This window comes from Streptomyces sp. NBC_00029 (assembly GCF_045160505.1).
Classification (GTDB): domain Bacteria; phylum Actinomycetota; class Actinomycetes; order Streptomycetales; family Streptomycetaceae; genus Streptomyces.
The window spans coordinates 3,064,763-3,090,246 of record NZ_CP108292.1; the positions used below are offsets into that span (position 1 = coordinate 3,064,763).

25 protein-coding genes, 1 other RNA gene and 1 pseudogene are annotated in these 25,484 nt (G+C 72.5%); 17 read left to right on the forward strand and 10 right to left on the reverse strand.

The window, feature by feature from the left end; all coding sequences use genetic code 11:
• Positions 1–9: 9 nt before the first annotated feature.
• The 4 genes and pseudogenes from OG753_RS14595 to efeU all read left to right on the forward strand — a co-directional run.
• A pseudogene (locus OG753_RS14595) lies at positions 10–822 on the forward strand (heme ABC transporter ATP-binding protein); the annotation flags it as partial.
• 267 nt (positions 823–1,089) lie between these two features.
• On the forward strand, positions 1,090–2,241 hold the full coding sequence (gene efeO / locus OG753_RS14600; protein WP_327262230.1) for an iron uptake system protein EfeO: 1,152 nt from the start codon (positions 1,090–1,092) through the stop codon (positions 2,239–2,241).
• A gap of 39 nt (positions 2,242–2,280) precedes the next feature.
• A complete protein-coding gene (efeB, locus tag OG753_RS14605) occupies positions 2,281–3,576 on the forward strand; it encodes an iron uptake transporter deferrochelatase/peroxidase subunit (RefSeq protein ID WP_327262231.1) in 1,296 nt (431 codons plus the stop codon).
• Positions 3,577–3,602: 26 nt separating this feature from the next.
• On the forward strand, positions 3,603–4,460 hold the full coding sequence (gene efeU / locus OG753_RS14610) for an iron uptake transporter permease EfeU (RefSeq protein ID WP_327262232.1): 858 nt from the start codon (positions 3,603–3,605) through the stop codon (positions 4,458–4,460).
• A gap of 76 nt (positions 4,461–4,536) precedes the next feature.
• On the opposite strand, the gene OG753_RS14615 is transcribed toward efeU, so the two are convergent.
• From OG753_RS14615 to OG753_RS14625, 3 genes are read right to left on the reverse strand one after another with little or no spacing between them, the layout of a single operon-like run.
• Positions 4,537–5,160, reverse strand: a complete 624-nt coding sequence (locus tag OG753_RS14615) for a GNAT family N-acetyltransferase (protein WP_327262233.1) — start codon at positions 5,158–5,160, stop codon at positions 4,537–4,539.
• Positions 5,157–6,017, reverse strand: coding sequence for a PhzF family phenazine biosynthesis isomerase (locus OG753_RS14620; RefSeq protein ID WP_327262234.1), 861 nt, complete (start codon positions 6,015–6,017; stop codon positions 5,157–5,159). The genes OG753_RS14615 and OG753_RS14620 overlap by 4 nt, the downstream gene beginning before the upstream one ends.
• 41 nt (positions 6,018–6,058) lie before the next feature.
• Entirely contained in the window at positions 6,059–6,820 is a 762-nt protein-coding gene (locus OG753_RS14625; protein ID WP_405788696.1) for an SDR family oxidoreductase, read from the reverse strand.
• Positions 6,821–6,928: 108 nt separating this feature from the next.
• Between OG753_RS14625 and OG753_RS14630 the strand changes: the two genes are divergently transcribed.
• The 7 genes from OG753_RS14630 (at position 6,929) to OG753_RS14660 (ending at position 13,238) form a co-directional block, all read left to right on the forward strand.
• Positions 6,929–8,248 carry a Bcr/CflA family multidrug efflux MFS transporter gene (locus tag OG753_RS14630; RefSeq protein ID WP_327262236.1) on the forward strand — a complete coding sequence of 440 codons (1,320 nt, stop codon included), beginning with the start codon at positions 6,929–6,931 and terminating at the stop codon, positions 8,246–8,248.
• A gap of 241 nt (positions 8,249–8,489) precedes the next feature.
• On the forward strand, positions 8,490–9,350 hold the full coding sequence (locus tag OG753_RS14635) for a helix-turn-helix transcriptional regulator (RefSeq protein WP_327262237.1): 861 nt from the start codon (positions 8,490–8,492) through the stop codon (positions 9,348–9,350).
• Between the two features lie 692 nt (positions 9,351–10,042).
• On the forward strand, positions 10,043–10,270 hold the full coding sequence (locus OG753_RS14640; RefSeq protein ID WP_405788698.1) for a hypothetical protein: 228 nt from the start codon (positions 10,043–10,045) through the stop codon (positions 10,268–10,270).
• Positions 10,263–11,081 (forward strand): hypothetical protein, encoded by an 819-nt coding sequence (locus OG753_RS14645; protein ID WP_405788699.1) that lies wholly within the window; start codon positions 10,263–10,265, stop codon positions 11,079–11,081. Before OG753_RS14640 ends, OG753_RS14645 begins: the two co-directional genes overlap by 8 nt.
• A gap of 368 nt (positions 11,082–11,449) precedes the next feature.
• Positions 11,450–11,710: a hypothetical protein gene (locus OG753_RS14650; protein ID WP_327262240.1), complete on the forward strand. Its 261-nt coding sequence runs from the start codon at positions 11,450–11,452 to the stop codon at positions 11,708–11,710.
• 118 nt (positions 11,711–11,828) lie between these two features.
• On the forward strand, positions 11,829–12,143 hold the full coding sequence (locus OG753_RS14655) for a hypothetical protein (protein WP_405788701.1): 315 nt from the start codon (positions 11,829–11,831) through the stop codon (positions 12,141–12,143).
• Positions 12,144–12,239: 96 nt separating this feature from the next.
• Positions 12,240–13,238 (forward strand): small ribosomal subunit Rsm22 family protein, encoded by a 999-nt coding sequence (locus OG753_RS14660; protein WP_405788702.1) that lies wholly within the window; start codon positions 12,240–12,242, stop codon positions 13,236–13,238.
• A 6-nt stretch (positions 13,239–13,244) separates the two neighbouring features.
• Here the strand turns inward: OG753_RS14660 and ddaH are convergent, their stop codons facing one another.
• Positions 13,245–14,117, reverse strand: a complete 873-nt coding sequence (gene ddaH, locus OG753_RS14665; RefSeq protein WP_383199146.1) for a dimethylargininase — start codon at positions 14,115–14,117, stop codon at positions 13,245–13,247.
• Between the two features lie 81 nt (positions 14,118–14,198).
• Here ddaH and OG753_RS14670 point away from each other — a divergent pair, with 81 nt between their 5' ends.
• The 3 genes from OG753_RS14670 (at position 14,199) to OG753_RS14680 (ending at position 17,451) form a co-directional block, all read left to right on the forward strand.
• Positions 14,199–14,810: a TetR/AcrR family transcriptional regulator gene (locus OG753_RS14670; RefSeq protein ID WP_327262244.1), complete on the forward strand. Its 612-nt coding sequence runs from the start codon at positions 14,199–14,201 to the stop codon at positions 14,808–14,810.
• A 169-nt stretch (positions 14,811–14,979) separates the two neighbouring features.
• A complete protein-coding gene (locus OG753_RS14675) occupies positions 14,980–15,729 on the forward strand; it encodes a bifunctional DNA primase/polymerase (RefSeq protein ID WP_401280978.1) in 750 nt (249 codons plus the stop codon).
• 306 nt (positions 15,730–16,035) lie between these two features.
• Entirely contained in the window at positions 16,036–17,451 is a 1,416-nt protein-coding gene (locus OG753_RS14680) for a DUF2079 domain-containing protein (RefSeq protein WP_405788705.1), read from the forward strand.
• A 55-nt stretch (positions 17,452–17,506) separates the two neighbouring features.
• On the opposite strand, the gene yaaA is transcribed toward OG753_RS14680, so the two are convergent.
• Positions 17,507–18,310: a peroxide stress protein YaaA gene (gene yaaA, locus OG753_RS14685; protein WP_327262247.1), complete on the reverse strand. Its 804-nt coding sequence runs from the start codon at positions 18,308–18,310 to the stop codon at positions 17,507–17,509.
• 112 nt (positions 18,311–18,422) lie between these two features.
• Here yaaA and OG753_RS14690 point away from each other — a divergent pair, with 112 nt between their 5' ends.
• Entirely contained in the window at positions 18,423–19,865 is a 1,443-nt protein-coding gene (locus OG753_RS14690; RefSeq protein WP_405788706.1) for an RNB domain-containing ribonuclease, read from the forward strand.
• On the opposite strand, the gene OG753_RS14695 is transcribed toward OG753_RS14690, so the two are convergent.
• Together OG753_RS14695 and OG753_RS14700 are read right to left on the reverse strand one after the other, a co-directional pair.
• Complete coding sequence (locus OG753_RS14695; protein ID WP_405788707.1) at positions 19,862–20,704, reverse strand: hypothetical protein; 843 nt, start codon at positions 20,702–20,704, stop codon at positions 19,862–19,864. The genes OG753_RS14690 and OG753_RS14695 overlap by 4 nt on opposite strands.
• A complete protein-coding gene (locus tag OG753_RS14700) occupies positions 20,701–21,435 on the reverse strand; it encodes a MerR family transcriptional regulator (protein ID WP_327262250.1) in 735 nt (244 codons plus the stop codon). Before OG753_RS14700 ends, OG753_RS14695 begins: the two co-directional genes overlap by 4 nt.
• Before the next feature lie 77 nt (positions 21,436–21,512).
• Between OG753_RS14700 and rnpB the strand changes: the two genes are divergently transcribed.
• Positions 21,513–21,914: RNase P RNA component class A (rnpB, locus tag OG753_RS14705), an RNA gene on the forward strand.
• 111 nt (positions 21,915–22,025) lie between these two features.
• Complete coding sequence (locus OG753_RS14710) at positions 22,026–22,373, forward strand: hypothetical protein (RefSeq protein ID WP_327262251.1); 348 nt, start codon at positions 22,026–22,028, stop codon at positions 22,371–22,373.
• A gap of 109 nt (positions 22,374–22,482) precedes the next feature.
• Here OG753_RS14710 and OG753_RS14715 read toward each other — a convergent pair whose 3' ends face one another.
• Genes OG753_RS14715 through OG753_RS14725 form a run of 3 tightly spaced genes read right to left on the reverse strand, consistent with a single transcriptional unit; the run spans position 22,483 to position 25,417 of the window.
• Positions 22,483–23,817, reverse strand: a complete 1,335-nt coding sequence (locus OG753_RS14715; RefSeq protein WP_405788708.1) for a bifunctional RNase H/acid phosphatase — start codon at positions 23,815–23,817, stop codon at positions 22,483–22,485.
• Positions 23,817–24,560: a C4-type zinc ribbon domain-containing protein gene (locus OG753_RS14720; RefSeq protein WP_327266756.1), complete on the reverse strand. Its 744-nt coding sequence runs from the start codon at positions 24,558–24,560 to the stop codon at positions 23,817–23,819. The genes OG753_RS14715 and OG753_RS14720 overlap by 1 nt, the downstream gene beginning before the upstream one ends.
• Complete coding sequence (locus OG753_RS14725) at positions 24,557–25,417, reverse strand: Nif3-like dinuclear metal center hexameric protein (RefSeq protein WP_327262253.1); 861 nt, start codon at positions 25,415–25,417, stop codon at positions 24,557–24,559. The genes OG753_RS14720 and OG753_RS14725 overlap by 4 nt, the downstream gene beginning before the upstream one ends.
• Positions 25,418–25,484 lie beyond the last annotated feature (67 nt).

A 25,484-nucleotide genomic window follows, 5' to 3' on the forward strand; every position in this document is an offset into this window, starting at 1 on the left:
CTGACGGGGCTGCTCACCCGCACCCGGAGGACCGTCCCGGCCCGCCCCGCCCCCGGTGAAGCCGTCGCCGAGGCCGTGGACCTGCACGTCCGGCTCGGGCACCGCGAGGTCCTCGCCGGGATCGACCTGACCGCCCGGGCCGGTGAGGTGGTCGCACTGGTCGGCCCCAACGGAGCGGGCAAGTCCACGCTGCTGAGCGCGCTCGCCGCCGACCTGCCCGCCGCCTCCGGGGAGATCCGGATCGACGGCCGCCCGGTGGGCGACTGGAGCGCCCCGGATCTCGCGCTGCGCCGCTCCGTCCTCCCGCAGTCGGCCGCACTGTCCTTCCCCTTCCCCGTGGAGGACGTCGTACGGATGGGCCGCGCGCCCTGGGCCGGCACCCCCCTCGCCGACGCCGACGAGGAGGCGGTGGCCCTCGCCATGGCCGCCACCGAGGTCACGGACTTCGCCGCGCGCCCCTTCTCCGCCCTCTCCGGGGGTGAGCGGGCCCGGGTCGCGCTGGCCCGCGTACTGGCCCAGCGGGCCCCGCTGCTCCTGCTCGACGAGCCCACCGCCGCCCTCGACCTGCGCCACCAGGAGCTCGTGCTGCGCATCTGCCGGGAGCGGGCCGCGGCCGGGGACGCGGTCGTCGTCGTCCTGCACGACCTGGGGCTGGCCGCCGCCTACGCGGACCGGGCCGCCGTCCTGCACGACGGGCGGATCGCCGTGGACGGCCCGCCGGCCGAGGTGTTCGAGGGCGAGCTGCTGAGCCGCGTCTACCGGCAGCCGGTGGAGGTGCTCCCGCACCCGCGCACCGGGGCGCCGCTGGTGGTTCCCGTCCGGGCCGCGAAGGCGTCCGCCGGTTCCGCGGGTTCCAGCGCTTCCGCCGGTTCCGCCATACCGAACGCACACCTGACTTGACCCCGGCTTGACCGTGCCATGGGCCTGCCGTGGAGGGCCCGTGACAGGGCCGTGTCCGGAGCGAAAACCTATGACCTGAATCACGGTACGAGAGGGTATGGGTGAGGTAAGCCTCGGTTAAGTTAGGTCCGCCTCACCGGCCTCTCCCTCCTCGGGACGGCCCCTTCGCCCGACGCCAGGAGCCTCCGTATGCGCCCCGCTCGCCTCACCGCCATCGCCGCAGCCACCGTCGCGGCCGCACTGACCGCCGTCACCGGCTGCTCCCAGAAGAGCGCAGCGGGCGGCGACGACGTGATCAAGGTGGCGGCGTCCGACAGCGCCTGCGAGGTGTCCAGGACGGAGTTCCCGTCCGGCAAGGTGCAGATCGACGTCGAGAACAAGGGCTCCAAGGTCACCGAGGTCTACGTCCTCTTCCCGGACGCCCGCATCGTGACCGAGCGCGAGAACATCGGCCCCGGCACCAAGGCCTCCATCACCGCCGAGATCAAGGCGGGCGACTACGAGATCGTCTGCAAGCCCGGCATGAAGGGCGACGGCATCGCCCAGAAGGTCAAGGCCACCGGCAAGGGCGGCGAGGAGAAGCGCAGCCCCGAGATGGACGCCGCGGTCTCCGCCTACCGCGGTTACGTCGTCACCCAGGCCGAGGAGACCCTCCCCAAGGCGCAGGCCTTCGCGGACGCGGTCAAGGCCGGCGACGTCGAGGCCGCGAAGAAGCTCTACGCGCCCTCCCGCATCGGCTGGGAGCGCACCGAGCCGGTCGCCGAGTCCTTCGGCGACATCGACCCGAAGGTCGACGTCCGCGAGGACGGCCTGGAGGCCGGCCAGGACCTGGAGAAGGACTGGACGGGCTGGCACCGTCTGGAGAAGGCCCTCTGGGTCGACGGCAAGATCACCGACCGGGAGAAGCAGCTCGCGGACACCCTGATCGCGGACCTGACCGACTGGCAGAAGAAGGTCGGCCAGGCGGAGATCACCCCGACCTCGATCGCCAACGGCGCCAAGGAGCTCCTCGACGAGGTCGCCACCGGCAAGGTCACCGGTGAGGAGGAGCGCTACTCGCACACCGACCTGGTCGACTTCAAGGCCAACGTCGAGGGTGCGCAGCAGGCGTACGAGCTGCTCAAGCCGATCGCCGTGAAGAACGACCCGGAGCTGGTCAAGCAGCTGGACACCCAGTTCGCGGCGCTGACCGTGCTGCTGGACAAGTACCGCGCCGACAAGACCACCTACGAGTTCACCTCGTACGACAAGGTCGGCGAGCCGGAGCGCAAGGAGCTCTCGGACGGCGTGAACGCGCTCGCCGAGCCGCTCTCCAAGCTCGCCGCCGCGGTCACCAAGTAGCGGACAGGGACAGGGACGAGAAGCAGGCGGGAGAACACGATGACCGAGTCGGACTCGGCTGCGCAGCAGCCCGGGCAGGACGGTGACGGCGGCGCGCCGGTTTCCGGCGGCGCGCCCTCGCGGCGCGCGGTGCTGGGCTGGGGCGGGGCCGGTTTCGCGATCGGCGCCGCCGCGGCCGGCGGTGCGGTGGCTTCGTTCGGCGGCGGCTCGGACATGGTGTCGGCGGCGGCCGCCGGGGCGGCCGTGCCGTTCCACGGCGAGCACCAGGCCGGAATCGCGAGCGCCGTGCAGGACCGCCTGCACTTCGCGGCCTTCGACGTGAAGACGAAGGACCGCGGGGAACTGGTCGAGCTCCTCAAGGAGTGGACGGTGGCGGCCCGGCTGATGACGGCCGGTCTGCCGGTCGGTGACGGCGGCTTCGGCGGTCTCCCGGAGGCCCCGCCGGACGACACGGGCGAGGCGCTGGGGCTGAAGGCCTCCCGGCTCACCCTGACCATCGGCTTCGGGCCGGGGCTGTTCGCCAAGGGCCGGTTCGGTCTGGAGGGCAAGCGCCCCGAGGCGCTGGTGGACCTGGAGCTGTTCCCCGGCGACAACCTGGATCCGGCCCGCTCCGGCGGCGACCTCTGCGTCCAGGCCTGCGCCGACGACCCGCAGGTCGCCGTGCACGCGATCCGCCAGCTGGCCCGCATCGGCTTCGGCCGCACCGCCATGCGCTGGTCGCAGCTGGGCTTCGGCAAGACCTCGTCGACCACCCCCGACGAGCAGACCCCGCGCAACATGATGGGCTTCAAGGACGGCACCCGGAACATCTCCGGCACCGACCGGGCCGCCCTGGACAAGCACGTGTGGGTCGGCGCGGGCGACGGCAGCGACTGGCTGACCGGCGGCTCGTACCTGGTGGCGCGCCGGATCCGGATGAACATCGAGACCTGGGACCGGACCCCGCTCCAGGAGCAGGAGGACATCTTCGGCCGCGACAAGGGCGAGGGTGCCCCGGTCGGCAAGTCCAAGGAGCGCGACGAACCGTTCCTGAAGGCGATGAAGCCGGAGGCGCACGTGCGTCTCGCGCACCCGGACACCAACAACGGTGCGACGATCCTGCGCCGTGGCTACTCCTTCACCGACGGCACGGACGGTCTGGGCCGCCTCGACGCGGGCCTGTTCTTCCTCGCCTACCAGCGCGACATACGCAAGGGGTTCGTCCCGATCCAGCGCAATCTGGCCCGGTCCGACGTGCTCAACGAATACATCCAGCACGTGGGTTCGGCCGTCTTCGCCGTCCCGCCGGGCGTCCGCGACAAGGACGACTGGTGGGGCCGGACGCTGTTCGGTTAAGCAACCGCCGGAGAGGAACAACCGCCGTGTTCGGCAATTATCTGATCGGCCTGCGCGAGGGGCTGGAGGCCAGCCTGGTCGTCTGCATCCTCGTCGCGTACCTGGTGAAGACCGAGCGCCGGGACGCCCTGCGTCCGGTGTGGCTGGGCATCGCGATCGCCTGCGGGCTCTCGCTGGCCTTCGGCGCGATGCTCGAATTCGGCACCCAGGAGCTGACCTTCGAGGCGCAGGAGCTGCTCGGTGGCGCCCTGTCGATCATCTCGGTGGGTCTGGTGACGTGGATGGTCTTCTGGATGAAGCGCACCGCGCGCCATCTGAAGGCCGACCTGCACGGGAAGCTCGACACGGCGCTCGCCATGGGCACCGCCGCGCTGGTCGCCACCGCCTTCCTGGCCGTCGGCCGGGAGGGCCTGGAGACGGCGCTGTTCGTGTGGGCGTCGGTACGGGCCAGCGGCGAGGGTTCGTCGGCGCCGCTGATCGGTGTGCTGCTGGGCATCGGCACGGCGATCGTGATGGGCTACCTGTTCTACCGGGGCGCCGTGAAGATCAATCTGGCGAAGTTCTTCCGGTGGACCGGCGCCATGCTCGTGGTCGTGGCCGCGGGCGTGCTCGCGTACGGGGTCCACGACCTCCAGGAGGCCCGTTTCCTGGGCGGACTGGGCGACAAGGCCTTCGACATCAGCGAGACGATCCCGCCGGACAGCTGGTACGGGACCCTGCTCAAGGGCGTCTTCAACTTCCAGCCGGACCCGACCGTCCTCCAGCTCACGGTGTGGCTGCTGTACCTGGTCCCCGTGCTGACGCTCTTCCTCGTCGACCGCGGACGCCCGGCGGCCGCGCCGCAGGCGCGGCCCGCGGACTCGGGCTCCACGCCCGCCGGCTGACCGGCCGCGGGGACACTGCCCCCCTCTGCGGATACAGCCGAGGCCGACGGGCTGTGGTGAAGGGCTCGCGGGCCCGTCACCACAGCCTGTCGGTGTTTCCGGGGTGCAGCGGGACGCGGACGCCCGTGAAGGCGGCACGGTCCCCTTCCGGGTCGTCCGTGAAGAAGGCCGCCGGGACCACCTTGTCGAAGCCAGGGGCGTCGGTGGGCAGTGGGTCCTCGGGGGTTCCGCCCACCAGCACCGTTCCGGGCAGCACGGCAAAGCCGGCCGCCCCGTAGAAGGGCGCCAGGGGACGGTCGCAGCTGAACAGCGCCAGGTCCACGGCCGGGTCGGCCGCCAGCTCGGCGTGGGCCGCCGCCACCAGCCGGCCGCCGTGCCCGCGGCCGCGCAGCTCCGGCCCGGTGGCCACGGAGCTGAGTCCGGCGGCCCGGTACGTCCGCCCGGCGAGCGGGACCGGCTTGTACAGCAGCGACAGCGAGGCCGCAACCGTCCCCGCCCCGTCCACGAGCAGCATCGTCCGCGGGTGGAGCGCCGGGTCGTGGCCGGGTGCGGAGCCCGGCCAGGCCGCCGCCTCGATGGCGGCGACCTGCCGGGCCAGCTCCGCCGGCACCTCGGCCTCGGCGAAACGCAGGACCCGCATGCCCCGGTCCCGCTGTGCCTGCCGGTGGGGGGCCGGCTCCGGTCCGGTGTGCGCGCTCACGCGATCCGTACTCCCGCGCCGCCGACCCGCACCCGCGGGTCGCCCTCGCGCAGTTCCACGGTGAGCACGCCGGGGCGGCCCATGTCCTCGCCCTGGTGGAGGGTGAGCACGGCGTCGGCCGGGACCAGGCCCCGCTCGCGCGCGTACGCCCCGAAGGCGGCCGCGGCGGCTCCCGTGGCGGGGTCCTCGACCACGCCGCCGACCGGGAAGGGGTCCCGTACGTGGAATTCGGCCGGGCCCGCCCGGTGCACCAGCTGGACCGTGGTGAGGTCCAGACGCCGCATCAGGGCCTCCAGCCGGGCGAAGTCGTAGGCGAGGTCCGCGAGCCGGGCCCGGGTGCGGGCGCCGATCACCAGGTGCCGGGCTCCGGCGTAGGCGATGGCGGGCGGGAGGGCCGGATCCAGGTCGGCCCCGGGCCAGTCCAGCGCGGCCAGTGCTTCGGTGAGGTCGGCGGCGCCGATCTCCTCGGTGTGCGGCTCGACGCTGGTGAGCGTGGCCCGCAGCCGCCCGTCCTCGGAGGTGACGGACACCGGTACGGTCCCCGCCTGGGTGGAGAAGAGGAGCTGTCCCGGCCCGATCCGCTCCCCCAGCGCCACGGCCGTGGCCACGGTCGCGTGCCCGCAGAAGGGGACCTCCGCCTTCGGGCTGAAGTAGCGGACGGTGAAGGACCGGCCCTCCTCACCGCCGAGCCCCTCGGGGGGAGCGGTCAGGAACGCCGTCTCGCTGTAGCCCAGCCCGGCGGCGATCTCCAGCATGGCGTGCTCGTCCAGTCCGGAGGCATCGAGCACGACCCCGGCGGGGTTGCCGCCGTCCGGGTCGTGGGAGAACGCGGTGTAGCGCAGCACTTCGGTCGTCATGACCGCCTCAACCCCGGCCGGCCGGGCGCCATTCCCGTCCCTCAGCCGCGGCCGATGTACGGCATGGCCGTCGCCATGACGGTCGCGAACTGCACGTTCGCCTCCAGCGGGAGTCCGGCCATGTGCAGGACCGTGCGGGCCACGTCGGCGGCGTCCATCACCGGCTCGACGGCCAGCTGCCCGTTGGCCTGCAGGATGCCGGTCTGCATCCGCTCGGTCATCTCGGTCGCCGCGTTGCCGATGTCGATCTGGCCGCAGGCGATCCGGTACGGCCGCCCGTCCAGCGACAGGGACTTGGTCAGGCCCGTCATCGCGTGCTTGGTCGCGGTGTAGGCGATGGAGTTCGGGCGCGGCACGTGCGCCGAGATGGAGCCGTTGTTGATGATGCGGCCGCCCTGCGGGTCCTGCTGCTTCATCAGCCGGAAGGCGGCCTGCGCGCACAGGAAGGCGCCGGTCAGGTTGACGTCGACGACGGAGCGCCAGGCCTCGTAGGTGATGTCCTCCAGCGGGACCCCGCCCTGGCCGAAGGTGCCCGCGTTGTTGAAGAGCAGGTCGAGGCGCCCGTACCGCGCGCGGACCGACTCGAACAGCGCAGTCACGTCGTCCGGGTCGCTCACGTCCGCCGGTACGCGCAGTACGTCGGCGCCGTCACCGGCGGCCTCGGCGGTCTCCTCCAGCGGCTCGGGCCGGCGGCCGGCCACGGCCACGGACCATCCGGCGGCGGCCAGGGCCAGAGCCACGGAGCGGCCGATTCCGGATCCGGCACCCGTCACCACGGCGATCTTCTTCGTACTTTCGTCCATGGGGCCGCAGGGTACGTCACACGGCGCCCCGCTCCCCGGACGTTCCGATTGCTGAGAGCATGGGTCGGTCAGGGGTGCGTAGATCAGATGAGAAGACTGGAGTTCCGCATGTCGGAGAGAGGCCCCGCGACGGCCCCCCCGCACGACTCGTCGCCCGCATCGCCCTCTGCCCCCACCGCCACGACGCCCCTGACGGCCGCACGCCGCACGGGCCTTCTGGTCACCTTCATACTCGGCGGGCTCACCGCCCTCCCGCCGCTGTCCATGGACATGTACCTGCCGGCCCTGCCGCAGGTCACCGACGCCCTGGACAGTCCTGCCGCGACCATCCAGCTCACCCTCACCGCCTGCCTCGCCGGCATGGCCCTGGGCCAGCTCGTCATCGGCCCGATGAGCGACAAGTGGGGCCGCCGCCGGCCGCTGCTCATCGGCATGGTCGTCTACGTCCTGGCCACCGCGATCTGCGCGCTCGCCCCGACCGCCCAGCTGCTGATCTCCTTCCGGCTGCTGCAGGGCCTCGCCGGAGCCGCCGCGATCGTCATCGCACGGGCCGTCGTGCGCGACCTGTACGACGGCGACGAGATGGCCCGCTTCTTCTCCACCCTGATGCTCATATCCGGGGCCGCCCCGATCATCGCCCCGCTCATCGGCGGCCAGGTGCTCCGCTTCGCCGACTGGCGCGGGGTCTTCGTCGTCCTCACCGTCGTCGGCGCGGTGCTCACCCTGATGGTCTGGCGCAGCCTCGGCGAGACCCTGCCGCCCGAGCGGCGCCACACGGGCGGCGTCGGCTCCGCCCTGCGGACCATGCGCGGCCTCCTCGGCGACCGCGTCTTCGCCGGCTACACCCTCACCGGCGGCTTCGCCTTCGCCGCGCTCTTCTCCTACATATCCGCCTCGCCCTTCGTGGTGCAGGAGATCTACGGGGCTTCGCCCCAGGCCTTCGCCCTGCTCTTCGGGCTCAACTCCGTCGGCCTGATCCTCGTGGGCCAGATCAACGGCAAGCTGCTGGTGGGCCGCGTCAGCCTGGACAAGGTCCTGGCCGTCGGGCTCGGCGTCGTCGCGGCCTCCACGGTGGCCCTGCTGCTGATGTCGACCGGGGTGTTCGGGGAGGTCGGGCTGACCCCGATCGCCGCCGCCCTGTTCGTGCTGATGTCCGCGATGGGCGTGGTCCTGCCGAACACCAACGCGCAGGCCCTGATGCTGACCCCGCACGCGGCCGGATCGGCCTCCGCGCTGCTCGGCACCACCTCGTTCCTGGTCGGCGCGATCGCCTCGCCGCTGGTGGGCATCGCGGGCGAGGACACGGCGGTCCCGATGGCGCTGGTGCAGCTGGTGTGCGCGGTGCTGGCCCTGAGCGCCTTCTTCGGCCTGTGCCGCCCGTGGCAGAACCGCAAACCGCTGGAGCCCGCGGAAACCCGGATGGGCTAACGCGACCAGCGGGGGCATCAGCGGTGTCACGCCGTGACGGTTTCCGCTGGCCAGAGACACGGCGAGGCGTGCGGCCGGCTGGCGTCGGGGGCATCATTGCGGGCGATTCCCTTGGGCCGAACAGGTGGTCTTCGCCGCCCGGGTGCACGCCTCGTCGGCTCGGGTATGCAGAATGCTTTTGGCGACAGTTGTCGGGTTGTGCACTTCTGCATGAGGCCCTGTAGTTGGAGGTAGACCGCCCATGGCGGCGAACGGAAGCCCCACCGTCAGAAGACGCCGCCTGGGGGCGGAACTTCGCCAACTACGCCGCGCCGCGGGCATGACGTCCCAGCAGGTTGCGGGTCGGCTGCTGGTGTCCCAGTCCAAGATCAGCCTGCTGGAGACGGGTCGTCGCGCCATCAACCCGCGCGACGTGCGTGATCTGTGTGAGCTCTACGAGGTCACCGACCAGTCGCTCGTCGCCTCGATGATGCGGATGGCGAAGCAGTCCCGGCAGCAGGGCTGGTGGGTCGCCTACGGCGACGTCCCCTACAGCGTGTTCGTCGGGATGGAGACGGAGGCCGTCGCCATCCACTCGTACGAGCCCCTGGTGATCCCCGGCCTGCTGCAGACCCCCGCCTATGCCGCCGCGGTCATCGGGGAAACGAACCCCCACATCACAGCCGAGCAGGCCGCCACCTGTCTCGAGGTGCGGCTACGGCGCCAGCATCGCGCCCACCACCCCGCCCGCTCCCTCCGCTTATGGGTGGTTCTGGACGAATCGGCGTTACACCGCGCCGTCGGCACCGCCGACATCATGCGCGAACAGCTTGAGCATCTGAACCGGCTCGGCGCACAACCGCACATCACCGTGCAGATCCTCTCGCACGACGCAGGAGCCCACCCCGGCGTCTCGGGGCAGTTCTCCATCCTCACGTTCCCCGACAGCGACGCGGGAGTCGTGTACCTGGAGCGCTTCACCAGCGACCTCTACCTGGAGAAGCCGGCGGACCGCCAGCCCTACCACCTCATGTACGACCATCTCCAAGCACAAGCGCTCGGCCCCGAACAGAGCCGCGGGTTCATCCGTGACACCAAGCGGATCTACACCCGGCCCTCGTAAGCGGTGGGCAGCGCCGGAGCTCAGCCGGGTACACCGCCTTCCCAACCGGACAGGGCCCCGCAGGCGGCACACGTCGCACCGCCGCCGGGTTCTCGCGCCGGTTCGGCGGCCGCCGGGGCTTCCGGCGGGGAGGGCCGGCCGGCATGCGCGTTCCGGGCCAGGACATACCTGAAGCGCTGCTGACGCCTCAGCTCGAGGATGTCCCTGTGCCGCATTCGGCCCACCCCGGACGATGCCAGTGCGCTCCAGAACGCACCCAGTACTGCACAGATCAGCACAAGCCTCATCAACACATCTGCCACAGCGGTCCCTTTCCGGTGACGGATTCATTCAGCGGGCCCGCGGTCGAACCCTCAGCAACACAACGACACAACGCATCGGCATATGCAGGGTTATGGCCCCGCCCCCTCATTGCAGCCATGTGCAGCAGCACGAAGCCGGATTGCAGTTTTTCCGATTTGCATGAGGCGGCACCGAGGGCACGAAGCGCGACGCCGAGGTGTTGGGCAGGGTGCAGAAACGATGAACGGAAGCGGTCAACACGCGCACGCCCCGCCATCATCACTCGCATGGCGCATACCCTGCCCGCCGCCGGGAGCGTTGGGTGGACTATGACAAGAGCAAGCCTCGGAAGAATCTTCAATCGTCAAACAACAGACATGGATGTCCCCGTTCCGCCCGGGGGCGCCCACATGGGCAAATGGACATTCACGCCGGCCTCACCGGACCGCGCTCAAGGCGAGAACGCGACTCTGCATCACGAAGGCCGGGAAATCGAACTGAGTTACTCGGCCTCGGTCGTCGAGGACTTCCTGAAGGAGATCAGCGCGATCCATCGCGAGTTCGACCTGCGGTCGCGCGCCGTGGCCGCGTCCGGGACGTGCCCCGACGACCAGGTGAGGCACGACTCCCGTGTATGAGACGTACGGATCGCTCGGTCATCCCGACTGGAACGGCTTCCCCACACCACCGGAGGCCCGCACGTTCCGGCCGGGGCCGGATCCTGAACAGCACACGGCCACGGGGCATCCATCGCTCGGACTGGGCCGGGCGAACAGCGGATGGGATCCGGCGGAGGAGCTCGCCTGTCTCCTTCAGGAGAGCGCGGCCGCCAGCCGGGAGCAGGCCTTCGGCAAGGCCGTCTTCGACGATGCGAACGACACGATGAGCACCGACGGGCTGGTGGCCGGACCGCCGGACATCATCGGATTGCCGGAGGCGCACGTGTCCCGCGGACACCGTCGGACCGTCGCGGCCAAGGCGCCGGCCATGGCCCTGATGCGGACGGGCAGTCTGTGCACGGCCTTGCTGGTCGCGCTCATCGCCGCCGTCGTGAGCACCCTCAGCGGCCTTGCCATCTGTGACGCCCTTCGGCACAGCGCCATGGACCGCACCGCCCAGGACATGGTCGGCTGGTGGCCGCTGCTGATCTACGGACCATGGACGGTCGCCTCCCTGTCCATCCTCAGGGCGGCCCTGCACCAGCGCCGCGCCACCCACTCGTGGTCCGTCGTCCTGCTGTTCTCCACTCTGGCCACGCTGCTGTGCGTGTCACAGGCGCCGCGAACGCTCGCCGCCCAGGCCGCGGCGACCCTTCCCGCCATCGCCGCGCTCGCCTGCTTCCAACAGCTCGTCCGCCAGATCACGCTCACCCGGCCGCCCCGCCAGCCGGCGCCACGGCACCGCAACTCCAGGCCCCCCGCTGCCCCCAAATTCCATTACGGGGCATGACGACAACGTCCGGGAAGCCCCCCGCCGGATGCGGCCCGCCGGGCAGCGCCGGAGCCTGCCACCCCAGCCGTGGCCGCCCCGGCGAGCCCAGAGCCGGTGCAGCCGCGTACGGCGCCAGGGACGAAGGCGCAACAGCCGCTAACCGCATGGAGAACGTGGTCCTTCCCAGAGCCGCAGTGATCGTTTTCACCTGAGGAACGACAACCGAATCCGATAAGTCACGGGCGGTCCGCGATCTTGCGCCGACGGCTGCCCGGACTCCGTTGCCACCTGCGCGACCGCACGGTTCACCGATCCGGACCGACCCGGCTCGCGCAGCGCCGAAGCACCACGCACCACACCCACGACAGACCGAGAGGACAGCAACGATGGCGTACGAGCCCTCCCACGCCGAGCGGATCCGTTACAAGCGACTTCAGGACGCCGCCTACCAGGCGGGCCTGGACGCTGTCACCAGTCTCGAGGCGGCCCTCGCACTCGCAGGGCTGGTCCTGCCCTCCTTGACCAACGACGGGCCCGTGGGCTCACGCGGGTTCGTCCGGCTCGGCGGGTGCAGCGTATCCGTCGCCAACCAGCTCGCCGCGGTGATCGCCGCGGGCGCCCATGTCCTGCATGAGCAGCGGACGTGAGTGCGTGCCCCCTCCTCCACCGCGCCCGAAGACGTCCGATCCGCCGCCCACCCGCGCCGCCCCCGCACGGCCCCACCGCAACGTCCCCGCACTCAGGCAGATTCCAGGAGGTCCCTGCATGAAACCGTGGCGAGCTTCCTCGCACGCGCTGAAACCACAGGAGGCACTCGACCCCTACCGCTTCCCCGGTGTGCGGGGGCTCGGGGACAAGGAGCAGGCCCGCCTCGAAAGCACCGCGGCGACCCCGGACCCACAGGAGCAGTCTGCCGGCCGGATCAGTGCGGCACACGGCAGGCGCCTCGCCCTGCACGCCGCGCTGACCACCGCCGGCATCCCACCACTCGCCGGAGACTGTCACGCCATCGAAGTCGTCTCCGCACTCGACGACACCACCAATGCGGCCATCCGGCGATGGATCGCGGGCACCCGATGACCCACCGCACCTCGCGGCGCTGCGGTCCGCTCGCTCCGTCGCCGTTCCCGCCCGTCCCGTGCGGGCCCACGCGGACGGGCGGCATAAACTTCGCAGGTGAACGCCTCCGCCCCCACCTCCGCCGAGACCCTCCGCCGCACCCTCGGCGGCCTGCTCGACGGACTCCCGCCGAAGCAGGCCGCGGCCGCCGTCGAGCGGCTCATCGCCAGCTACCGGGGGCAGACCCCGACCGACGCGCCCGTACTGCGCGACCGCTCCGACGTGGCGGCGTACGCGGCGTACCGGATGCCCGCCACCTTCGAGGCCGTCCGCAGCGCCCTCGACGCGCTGGCCGAGGCCGCCCCCGACTGGGTTCCGGGCTCGCACGTGGACGTGGGCGGCGGCACGGGAGCCGCGACCTGGGCGGTGGACGCCACCTGGGACGGCCCGCGGGAGACCACGGTGCTGGACTGGGCGGAGCCGGCGCTGGCCCTCGGCCGGGAGCTCGCGGCGGCCTCGGCCTCCGAGGTGCTGCGCGGCGCCGCCTGGCGGCGGGCCGTCATCGGCTCGGGGCTGAGCATCCCCGAGGCCGACCTGGTGTCGGTGTCGTACGTGCTGGGCGAGCTGACCCCGCAGGCGCGCACGGCCGTCGTCGCCGAGGCGGCTCGGGCCGGACAGGCGGTGGTGCTGATCGAGCCGGGCACTCCGGAGGGCTACCTGCGCATCCGCGAGGCCCGTGACCAGCTGATCGCGGCCGGGCTGCGGGTCGCCGCCCCGTGCCCGCACGACGGGACCTGTCCGATCGAGGTCGGCCAGGACTGGTGCCACTTCTCGGCGCGGGTCAGCCGTTCCTCCCTGCACCGGCAGGTCAAGGGCGGTTCGCTGCCGTACGAGGACGAGAAGTTCAGCTACGTCGCCGCGACCCGCTTTCCGACGGAGCCGGCCGCCTCCCGGATCACGCGGAAGCCGCAGATCCGGAAGGGGCTCGTCCTGCTGGAGCTGTGCGGCACCGGGGAAAAGGGCCTGACCCGGGTCAATGTGACCAAGCGCCAGGGCGATCTCTACAAGGCCGCACGGGACGTCGACTGGGGCCAGGCCTGGCCCCCGGCGCCGTAGCCGTTCCTACGGCCGCAGCTCCTGGGTGCAGCACTTCACGCTGCCGCCGCCCTTGAGCAGCTCGCCCAGGTCCATCGGGACCGGCTCGAAGCCCCGGTCCCGCAGCGGTGCCAGCAGTCCGGTCGCCGCCTGCGGGAGCAGGACGTGCAGACCGTCGGAGACGGCGTTCAGTCCGAGCGCGGCAGCGTCCCGGCCGTCGGCGATCAGGGCGTCCGGGAAGAGCCGCCTGAGCACTCCCTGGCTGCCGGGCGAGAAGGCGTCCGGGTAGTACATGATCTCGTCGCCGTCGAGGACGCTGAGCGCCGTGTCCAGGTGGTAGTAGCGCGGATCCACCAGGTCGAGGCCGATGACCGGACGGCCGAAGAACTCCTGGGCCTCGTCGTGCGAGAGCGGGCTGGAGCGGAAGCCCCGGCCGGCCAGGATGTAGCGGTCGGTGACGGCGAAGTCCCCCTCGCCCTCGTTGACGTGGGACGGCTCGTGGATCTCGGTGTAGCCGTCGGCGCGGAACCAGTCGAGGTGGAGCTCGGCCTCGGCGGCCCGTTCGGGGTGGGCGAAGCGGGCCCCGAGGACCCGGCCGTCGACGACGAGGGCCCCGTTCGCCGCGAAGACCATGTCGGGCAGCGCCGGGTCGGGTTCGAGGGTCTCGACGATGTGCCCGAGGGAGCGGTAGCGGTCCCTCAGATCCTCCCACTGGGCCAGTGCGAGGGGCAGGTCCACCGGTTTCGTGGGATCCATCCACGGATTGATGGAGTACGTGACCTTGAAGTGTGCGGGTGGGCACATCAGGTAGCGCCGGGGTGTGGCGTCTCTGCGCAAAGAAGGCTCCTCACGACTTTCACGACTCGGGACGAGTGCTGGAGAGAATCGTCTCTCCTCCACCAGGACAGCACAGTGAACTGATTGGGTGGTTTAAGCAAACCTATGGAAAGACGAGACGTCTCGCTTTGATAGTTTCGGGCCATGCCCAAGACCCCTGACGCCACCCGCCGCAGCGACCGCTCCCGGCGCGCCATCCTCGACGCGGCACTCGCCCTCGTCGGGGAGGTCGGCTACAACAAGCTGACGATCGAGGCCATCGCCGCCCGTGCGGGCGTCGGCAAGCAGACCATCTACCGCTGGTGGCCCTCGAAGGCCGCCGTCCTCCTCGACGCCTCCCTGGCCCTGGCCGGCGACGCGGAGACGGAGGCCGAGTGGACCGGCTTCCCGGACACCGGGGACCTGGCGGCCGACCTGAAGAACGTCCTGCGGGCGACGGTCGACGAGTTCAACGACGAGAAGTACGACGCCCCCGCGCGCGCCCTCACGGCCGCCGGGGCCACCGACCCCGAGCTCGGCGCCCGCTTCACCGAGCAGCTGCTGGAGCCGCAGCTCGCCCTGTACGAGGCCCGGTTGGACACCGCCCGGGAGGCCGGCCAGCTCGCACCGGACACGGACCTGCGGCTCACGGTGGAAATGCTGCTGGGGCCGCTGACCTACCGCTGGCTGCTGCGCACCGCGCCCCTGACGCACGCTTACACCGACGCGCTCGTGGACCGGGTGCTGGGCGGGGTGGCCAACGTCACCGACCGCTAGCAGGCCGGCGATCCAAGATCGGCCGCGAAATTTGGCCTGTTTCTGTGCTTATGTGGGGCTTTCCGGTCGCACATCTCCAACCCCCCGCTCGTCAAGAGCGGTCACCCGGGGCTCAGGATGGTGGGACGATGGGTTGGTCCGCCGGGGATACGGTGAGGTGAGGGGATAGATGGGGTCTGAGTCCGGCCGCGTCAAACGCGGCGAGCAGAGCAGGATTTCCCAGTGGCTGCGCCGGCGGCAGAAACCCACCGCCGAGGATCCCGGAGCCGAGCGCGAGGCGCTCCTCCTGGCCGTCGCCGCCGCAGGCCTGCCGCTCGCCCCCGCCGCCCATCCCGCCGGTTACCGGTGTTCGTGCGACCGGATCGGCTGTCCGACGCCCGCAAGGCACCCCGTCTCCTTCGCCTGGCAGACCCAGTCGACCACCGACCGTGCACAGGTCGAACGCTGGGCGCGCAACGAGCCCCAGGCCAACTTCATCACCGCGACCGGCATGGTCCACGACGTGCTCGACGTCCCGCTGGAAGCCGGAGCCGACGCCCTCTCCCGCCTGCTGGAGGCCGGGATCGAGGTCGGCCCCGTCGCCGAATCGGGCGGCACCGGCGACCAGGCCCGGATGCTCTTCTTCACCGCCACCCGCGGCACCCCCGAGGACGAGGACGAGTGGTGGCCGTGCGCACTGGACTGCCACCCCGAGACGATGGACGAACACCCGGGCCTGCGCTGGCACTGCCGCGGCAGCTACGTCCTGGTCCCGCCGGCGGCCCTGCCCGGTGACCAGGCGGTGACCTGGATCCGCGGCATGGAACACCCCCTGCCGGACCCGCTCACCCTGCTGGAAACCTTGACGGACGCCTGCGCCGCGTACGCGGACACCACGGACCGCACCCCGACGGCGGTCGCCTGGCCCCTGGGCCGCTAGCGCCTCTTTCGGACAAGATCCGAAAGAGGCGGCCCGGGTCCGGGGACCTGAGGAAACGGGGTCCGGACGCGCCTGCACGTACGGGGTTCGTGCGGGGGGCCCGTGCGTCCGCCATTCGGGGGAAACCGCCCACACGGGCGGCAGCTCCGCGCTCGGCCCGTGGGGTTGCTGGCATCTTGAGGGTTCATGCAAGCACCCATCGGCAACGCCGCCGCGCTTCCACTGCAACAGTCGGGTACTGAGGAACGGGCGGCTCCGGAGACGCCTGCGGGAAGACGCCCCGGGGCCACCTGGTGGATCTGGGCCATGGCGGGGGCACTGTGCTTCGCCTACACGGCCTTGTCCCTGCGGATCCACGAGCATCTGCTCTCCCACTCCTTCGACCTGGGGATCTTCGTACAGGTCGTGCAGTCCTATGCGGACGGGAACCTGCCCGTCTCCGAGGTGAAGGGGCCGGACTTCCCCGTCCTGGGCGACCACTTCTCTCCCGTCCTGGCCCTTCTCGCGCCGCTGTACCGGTTGTGGCCGTCGGCGGAACTGCTGCTCGTCGCGCAGGCCGCACTGGTCGCCGCGAGCGTGCTGCCGCTGGCGTTCTGGGCCCGCAGGACACTGGGGTCCGCCGCCGCCGTGGTCATCGGCACCTGTTACGGCGTCTCGTGGGGCATCGCGAGCGGGGTCGGCTACGACTTCCACGAATGGGCCTTCGCAGTTCCCCTGCTCGCCTTCTCCCTGACCGCCCTCGGCAGCGGCCGGCTGCGCGCCGCCGCGTACTGGGCGCTGCCGCTCGTGCTGGTGAAGGAGGACCTCGGCCTCACCGTGGCCGCGATCGGCCTGGTCATCGCGTGGCGGGGTGGGCGCGGTGGCCGCAGGCTGGGGTTCGTCACGGCCGCGGCCGGGCTGGCCGCGGTCGCGCTCGCCGTGCTGGTGCTGGCCGCCTCCCACCCGGGCGGCTTCGACGGCTACTTCGCCTCCCACAATCCCGGAGGCGGCGCGGGCACGTCGGGAGGCGGCCTGATCGGGTTCCTCCACCAGGTGACCCTCGGTCTCATCACCCCGCAGGAGAAGGTCACGACCCTCATCCTCATCCTGGCTCCCACCCTGTTCCTGGCGCTGCGCTCGCCGCTCCTGTTGATCGCGCTGCCCACCGTGGTGTGGCGTCTCGCCTCGGATTACCCGGCCCACTGGGGCACCGGCTACCACTACGCGCTGCCGATCATGCCGATCGTCTTCGCGGCATTCATCGACGCCCTGCACCGGCGGCGTGCGAGTGGCCACAGCCTGGGCCGCTACCTGGCGGGCTCCGCGGCCGTCACTCTGCTGCTGCTGCCGCACTTCCCGTTGTGGCAGCTGGTCCAGCCGGCGACCTGGCGGACCGATCCCCGTAGTGCGGTGGCCCGCAGTGTGATGGCCGAGATCCCGGACGGAGCCACGGTCCAGGCGTCGAACAACCTGGGGCCCCACCTCGCCGGCCGTACCAGCGTCAGTGTCTACGGCTGGAAGGACAGCCGGCCCGATCCCGAGTGGATCATGGTTGACACCAAGGTCGTGCCGAACCACCGTTGGCCGATGTCGGTCGAGCAGGAGCTGGTCGCCCTCGACATCGCCCGGTTCCGGGGGTACCGCACCGTTGCCGAGCGGGACGGTTTCGTCCTGCTGAGCCGCACGGGGCAGCAGGACGCCACTCGGCCACGCCCGGGACAGCTCCCGGGTACGGCCGGGTAAACCCCGCCCCCGCAGCGGCAGAGCCGTGGCGCCGCCGCGGCCCCGCGACGTCGCGTCAGTGGTGGATCTGCGTCACGACCACATCGAGCGCCCAGGCCTTCGCCGCCTTCGCGGGGGCCTCGGCCTCGACGGTGTACCCCAGGTCCCGCAGGGCCGTGACCAGCTCCGCGGGCCCGCCCGGCACCGCCCCCGCCGTCAGCAGGTCCCGTACCAGCCGACCCTTCGTCGCCTTGTTGAAGTGGCTCACCACCGACCGCTTCTCCACCCCGTCCACCAGCTGCGAGTGCAGCACCCGGACGGTCGCGGTCCGCCCCGCCACCTCACCCTTCGGCTTCCACGCCGTCCCGTACGCGGCCGACCGCAGGTCCAGCACCAGCCCGTCCCCCGCCGTCTCCGGCATGACCTCCGCCATCGGCCCCCGCCAGTACGCGCCGAGCGCGCCCAGCCCGGGCAGCTTCACCCCCATCGAGCAGCGGTACGAGGGGATCGCGTCGGTGATCCGCACCGCACCCCACAGTCCCGAGAAGACGAGCAGCGAGTCCTGCGCCAGGGCGCGCGCCGCCGCGGGCAGGTCCGTCAGGCCGAGCGCGTCGTAGAGCACGCCCGTGTAGATCTCGCCCGCCGGACGCGCACCGGCCGTGCGCAGCTCCAGATTCTTGGCGACCTCGCCGCGCAGGCCCTCGCTCAGGCCCAGCACCTCGCGCGCCTTCGTCTCGTCCGCCGCGCACAGCTCGACCAGCTCCTCCAGCACCGCCGCACGGGCCGGAGCGAGACCGGGCAGGGACAGCGCCTCCGGCTTCAGGGGTGCGCCGGGGCCGCCGGCGGCCTTTCCCTCGGACGGCGGCAGCAGCACGAGCACAGTGGTTCTCCTTCGGTACGACGTCGCAGGGGGTGCGGCCCCCGAGCCAGGGTAGACGTCCGCCGCCCCCGCCCGCCGCGCCGTCCGAGCCCGCCGCACCTACGCTCGACGCATGCCACGCCGTCAGATGCACATGACCGGCGCAGACGGGACTGCTCTGCGGGCCGCGCTGCGTGAACTGCGGACGAAGCTGGACGTGCCGGAGGCCTTCGCGCCGGCGGTCCTCGCCGAGGCCGAGCACGCGGCGGCGCACCCCCGCCTCCCGGACCTGGACAGCACGGACATCCCCTTCTTCACGATCGACCCGCCCTCCTCCGTCGACCTCGACCAGGCCATGCACCTGGCGAGGCGTTCCGGCGGCGGCTACCGCGTCCACTACGCCATCGCCGACGTCGCCGCCTTCGTCACGCCCGGCGGCCCGCTCGACGCCGAGGCCCACCGCCGCGTGACCACCCTCTACTTCCCCGACGGGAGGGTCCCGCTGCACCCGGCCGTCCTCTCGGAGGGCGCCGCCAGCCTGCTGCCCGACCAGGTCCGCCCGGCACTGGTGTGGCGCTTCGACCTGGATCCGGACGCCCGGGTCGAGACCGTCGACGTGCGCCGCGCGCTGGTCCGCAGCCGGGCCCGGCTCGACTACGACGGCGTCCAGAAGGCCATCGACACCGCCACGGCGGAGGAGCCGCTCGCCCTGTTGAAGGACATCGGTCTGCTCCGCGAGGCCCTGGAGCAGGAGCGCGGCGGCATCTCCCTCAACGTGCCCGAGCAGGAGGTCGTCGAGCGCGACGGCACGTACTCCCTGGCCTACCGCGCCCCGCTCCCCGCCGACGGCTGGAACGCGCAGATCTCGCTGATGACCGGCATGGCCGCGGCCGATCTGATGCTGGCCACGGGCACGGGGGTCCTGCGCACCCTGCCCAGCGCCCCCGACGGCGCGGTCGGCAGGCTCCGGCGGACGGCCAGGGCCCTGCGGATCGACTGGCCGCACCACGTCCCGTACGCCGAGCTCGTGCGCTCCCTCGACCCGCACCGCCCCGCCCACGCCGCCTTCCTCCAGGAGTGCACGGCCCTGCTGCGCGGCGCCGGCTACACGGCCTTCACCGGCGGCGAGAGCCCCGACCCGGCGATCCATTCCGCGGTGGCGGCCCCGTACACGCACTGCACCGCGCCGCTGCGCCGGCTCGTCGACCGCTACTGCGGCGAGCTGTGCGTGGCGGCCGCGGCCGGGACCGAGCCGCCCGACTGGGTGGGGGCGGCCCTCCCCGCGCTCCCGGAGGAGATGGCGGCGGGCACGCGGCTGGCCAACACGGTGGAACGCGAGTCCGTGGACCTGGTCGAGGCCGCCGTGCTGAAGGACCGGGTCGGCGAGTCCTTCGAGGCCACGGTCATCGACGTCAAGGACCGGGAGCCGCAGGTGGGTACGGTCCATCTGGAGGACCCGGCGGTGGTCGGCCGCGTCCGGTCCGCCTCCCGGGCCCTGCCGCTGGGCGACCGGATCCGGGTCCGCCTGACGGAGGCCGACCCGGGCACCGCGAAGATCCTCTTCGCGGCCGTCTAGGAGCCGGCGGGCTGCCGGCGCAGGGCGGTGACCAGCGCGCGCGGGTCGTCGGCGTGGAAGCGGACGGTCCGGGCCTCGCCGGTGGCGCCGAGCGGCCGGATGAAGGGGAGGGTCCGGTTCAGCTCCACGGTGACGGAGGTCTGGCTGCCGACGATGAGGTCGAGCACCCCGTCCTGGGACAGGGTGACCAGCCGGCCCTCGGGATAGCGGCGGTCCACCCGTACGGAGGCCACCGCGTCCGCCGGCACGGCCAGGTCGAAGAGGGCCCCGTAGCGGATCCGCAGGGACCCGTCGGGTCCGACGACGTGCGGCCGGGTGACACAGGCGGCGTGCAGGGCGAGGACGAGCAGGATTCCGTACACGTCGAGCACGAGCACCACCCGGTGCACGACCGGCCAGGGGATGAGCACGGCCAGGGCGACGGTCTCGATCACCGAGACGAAGACCATCCCGTACATCATGGCCGTCTGCGGGCCGGTGTACGCGGCGGCGAGGTCCCCGGGGCGCACCCCGTGCTTCCGGCGGACCGCCCACCGGCCGAGGGAGGCGGTGGCGCGCAGCTCGTGCAGCAGCAGCCGCCGCACCTGCACCGGGACGACGGCCCGGACGGCCGCCCGTGCGGCGGCCCGCCGGCCGGTGCCGGCGCCGCGGGCCCGCTCGGCGGCGTAGAGGCCGTACAGCACCCAGGCCTCCAGCAGCAGTGCGCCGACGAGGACCGCCTCGGTGGCGGCGAGCGCCCAGCCGGGCAGGCGCACCCCGGCCGCCAGGCACACCACGAGCGCGAGCTCGGCCGGAACGACGGCGGTGACGGCGATCCGTGCGGCCCGTATGCGGGTCATCCCCGCCCCCTCTCGATGAACGCCTCCATGACGCCGCGGACGACTTCCGCCTGCGCGGGCGCGTACTCGGCGAGCAGCGCCTCCTTGAACCCGGTCACGACCGGCCCGCCGGTGGGGATCGAGGCGAACACCTCGTCGGGGACGGCCGCCACCAGCTCCGCCACGAGGGGCGTGATCCGCGGGTCGTCCACGGGTGCGTCGGCGAGGTCGTCGAGCCGCTCGTACAGCGCGAGCACGGCGGGATCGGCGGCGAGGGGGCCGAGCGCGGCGTAGATCTCCTGGCCTCCGGCGCCCGCGGCGTCGAGGAGGATCAGGTGTTCGCGGTCCTTGGCGGCGGCCGGGGAGTCGGTCCTGGGTGCCATCGCCAGCAGCTCGGCGAGCGCGGGCGAGAGCGGCTCGGCCTCCCCCGGGCCGGCGGCGAGCAGCACCGCGAGCCGGCGGCGGCGTTCCTGGATCTCGGCCTCCTGCCGGGCCAGGTCGGCGTCGAGTTCCGTGAGGACGTCGGCCAGTTCGCGTCCGGCGTCGTCCGCGAGGACGTCCCGGACCTCGTCGAGGCTGAGGCCGAGCTCGGTGAGCCGGCGTACGCGGGCGAGCAGGACGGCGTCGCGGACGCTGTAGGCCCGGTAGCCGTTGGGGCGCCGCTCCGGTTCCGGGAGCAGCCCGACATGGTGGTAGTGCCGGATCGCCCGGGTGGTGACCCCGACGACCGCGGCGATCTCTCCGATCCGCATGCCCCCAGTAGAAACCCTGCCGCTGCGTCAAGGTCAAGCCAGGTCGTCGCCCCGGGTAACATGGTCGCCACGGCAGACGAGTCGGCCGGGCGGCCGCGTCGGGATCCTCGGATCCCGCCGAGGAACGTCCGGGCTCCACAGGGCAGGGTGGTGGCTAACGGCCACCCGGGGTGACCCGCGGGACAGTGCCACAGAAAACAGACCGCCAGGGGCTCCGGCCCCCGGTAAGGGTGAAACGGTGGTGTAAGAGACCACCAGCGCCTGAGGTGACTCAGGCGGCTAGGTAAACCCCACCCGGAGCAAGGTCAAGAGGATCCGTCCCCGGACGGGTCTGCGCGAACGCTCGAGGGCTGCCCGCCCGAGTTCGCGGGTAGACCGCACGAGGCCGGTGGCAACACCGGTCCTAGATGGATGGCCGTCTCCCCGGCGACCGCGAGGTCTCCGGGCGACAGAACCCGGCGTACAGGCCGGCTCGTCTGCCTTCTCCACTCCCGTTCGGGGCGCCGCCGAGGATTCCGGCGGCCGCCCCGCTCCCGGCAGTCGGTGCACACGCCTATCGGCGGTCCGGCCGATGCGGCACTCTCGGCCACATGACCGAGCACCCTGCCCGCGCGGCCGCGGCTGCCGCGCACATACGCGAACTCGCCGAAGCGACCACCGATCACCGCACCGCCTATGCGAGCCCCGCCGAGATCGCTGCCGTGACCGGGAGCCTGCGCGAACTCGCCCGCCATCTCGAGGACGCGCTGGACCAGTTGGAGACCCACGTGCGGCGGCGGGACAAGGGCGACTGGGTCCCGCCGGACGGGGAGGCGCACCGCCCGTACGCACGGCAGGCGGCCGATGCCGTCCAGTCCGCCCGGGCCGACGCGAAGACCATGGTCCGCCACCTCGACCGGGCCATGAACGCCCTCGGCCCCTTCAAGGCCGCGCCCTGACCGGCACACGGGAACGGACGCGTACACGGACGCCGACGCGGGCGCCGACGCGGTGACGAGCCGCCCCCGCCGGCGGACCGCCGTCGGCGAGGGCCTTCCCCGGCGGGGTCTACCGCAGGTGGGACGTGTCGTTCAGGAGACGGACCGAGGCGTTGCCGTCCGCGTAGTAGGCCACCGCCGAGAGGGAGGCCGCCGAGAGTTCCATGCGGAACAGGGCCTCCGGCGGGGCGCCCAGGGCCAGGCGGACCAGGATCTTGACCGGGGTCACGTGGGTGACCAGCAGGACCGTGCGGCCCGCGTGCGCGGACAGCAGCCGGTCCCGGGTGGCCGAGATCCGGCGGGTGGCGGCCATGAAGCTCTCGCCGCCGCCCGTGGGCGCCGCCTTCGGGGAGTCCAGCCAGGCCTGGAGGTCGTCCGGGAAGCGCTCCTGGACCTCGGCGAAGGTCATGCCCTCCCACGCCCCGAAGTCCACCTCGCGCAGCCCCTCTTCGACCGTCACGGTGAGGCCGAGGCGGTCCGCAACGGCCCGGGCGGTCTCGCGGCAGCGGCGCAGCGGGGAGCTGATGACCGTCTGGACGGTGCCGCGGGCGGCCAGCGCCTCGGCCACGGCGGCGGCCTGGCGGTGGCCGGCCGGGGACAGTTCGGGGTCGGTGCCGCCGCTGCCGGAGAAGCGCTTCTGCGGGGTGAGGGCGGTCTCGCCGTGCCGCAGCAGCACGAAGGTGGCGGGCGCGCCCATGTCCGGGCCCCAGCCGTGGCTGCCGGCGGCGACCGCCGGGGCGTCGGCGTCGAGGCAGGGCTCGATCGCCTCCGTCAGGGCCTCGGCGTCGGCGAACAGTGTGTCGTTCAGCTCCTGGGCCGCCATGCCCTTGGCCGCGCCCGCGGAGGCGGTGACCAGGGCCGCACGCACGGCCGCGGCGCCCTTCGCCGCGTCCCCCGGCGGACCCACCGGAGCCGGCGGGGTGGCCAGGGCACGCGCGGCGCCGTGGTCGAGGGCGGCCGTGGACGCCGAGGGCTCCCACTGCCTGCCGCGCTTGCCCGCGTCCATCGCCTCGTTCGCGAGCCGGTCCGCGTGCTTGTTCTGCTCGCGCGGGATCCACTCGTACGTCACCTGGGCGCGCGGCAGGATCCGCGCGGCCTCGGCCGCGAGCGGCTTCATGTCCGGGTGCTTGATCTTCCAGCGGCCCGACATCTGCTCGACGACCAGCTTCGAGTCCATCCGGACCAGGACCTGCGCGTCGGAGGCGAGGTCACGTGCCGCCGCGAGCCCGGCGATCAGGCCCTTGTACTCCGCCACGTTGTTCGTCGCGACGCCGATGTACTCGGCACGCTCGGCCAGCGTCTCGCCCGTCACCGGGTCGAGCACCACGGCGCCGTAGCCGGCGGGCCCGGGGTTGCCCCGGGACCCGCCGTCCGCCTCCACGACAAACCGGACGGGCCTCTGCATCAGATGCCCGAGTCGGCCGTACGGACCAGGATGCGGCCGCAGTTCTCGTGGCGGACGACCTGGTCGCGGGCCGCGGCCTTGATCTCGTTGACCTCGGCCATGTCCAGCTCCAGCCGGCAGCCCTCGCAGCGGCGCTGGTAGAGGCGCGCGGCGCCGACCCCGCCCTGCTTGACGCGGATCTTCTCGTACAGCGCCATCAGGTCGGCCGGCATGGACGCGACGATGACCTCGCGGTCCTTGGTGACCTTCGCGGCCTCGGCGTCGATCTCGGTGGTGGCGGCGTCACGGCGCGCGGTGGCGTCCGCGGCCTTGGCCTCCAGGGCGGAGACGCGCTCGGTGAGCCCGGTGACGCGCTCCTGCGCACCCTCCAGACGCTCCATGACCTCCAGGACCACGTCCTCCAGGTCGCCCTGGCGCTTGGCGAGGGAGACGACCTCGCTCTGCAGGTTCGCCAGGTCCCGGGCCGAGATGCCCACGCCCGAGTCGAGCCGCTGCTGGTCGCGGACGGCGCGCTGGCGCACCTGGTCCACGTCCTGCTCCGCCTTGGTCTGCTCGCGCGCGGTGTCGCTCGCCTGGGTCTGGGCGGCGACGAGCAGGTCGCGCTGCTGCGCCAGGTCCTTGGTGAGCGAGTCGAGCTCGGCGTGCTCGGGCAGCGACTTGCGCTTGTGGGCGAGCTGAGACAGCCGGACGTCCAGGGCCTGGACGTCGAGAAGTCGGATCTGGTCGGCGGGCTCGGCGTTCAGTTGGGGGCTCCAGAGATAGAAGGGGGTGTGACGGACGGCGCGTGGGCCGTCCACGGATCGGTGACCGTGTGCGACACGTGGGTCCGCAGACCCCAGCCGTGGCGCTCGGAGATGGCGTCGAGCTGCGCGGCCGCCTGCTCGCACCAGGGCCACTCGGTGGCCCAGTGGGCGGCGTCGACGAGCGCCAGCGGGCGGCTCGTCTCCCGGGCCTCGGACGCCGGGTGGTGGCGCAGATCGGCGGTCAGGAAGACGTCCACGCCTGCGGCGCGGACCTGCTCGAAGAGGCTGTCGCCGGAGCCGCCGCTGACGGCGACGCGACGGACCGGCATGTCCGGGTCGCCGGCCACGCGGATGCCCTGGGCGGTCGGCGGCAGCCAGGCCGCGGCCCGCGCGGCGAACTCGCGCAGGGTCTCGGGGTGGTCCAGTTCGCAGATCCGGCCGAGGCCACGGCGGCCTTCCCGATCGGTCGGGTCGGGCACCAGCGGGCCGATGATGCGCAGGTCCAGGGCGCCGGCGAGGGCGTCGGAGACTCCGGGGTCGGCGGTGTCGGCATTGGTGTGGGCGACGTGCAGCGCGATGTCGTTCTTGATCAGCGTGTGCACGACGCGGCCCTTGAAGGTGCCGGCCTCGACGGTGGTGGTGCCCCGCAGGTAGAGGGGGTGGTGGGTGATGATCAGGTCGGCGCCCAGCTTCACCGCTTCGTCGGCGATCTCCTGGACGGGGTCCACGGCGAACAGGACCCGGGTGACCTCGGCGTCGGGGTCGCCGCAGACGGTGCCGACGGCATCCCACTGCTCGGCCCGCGAGGGGGGCCAGAGAGCGTCCAGCGCGGCGATGACTTCAGAGAGACGGGGCACGGGCCAAGGCTACCGTCCGGGGCGACCGTCCCGGTCAGCCCCGTCCGGCCCCGTCCCCCGCTGCCAG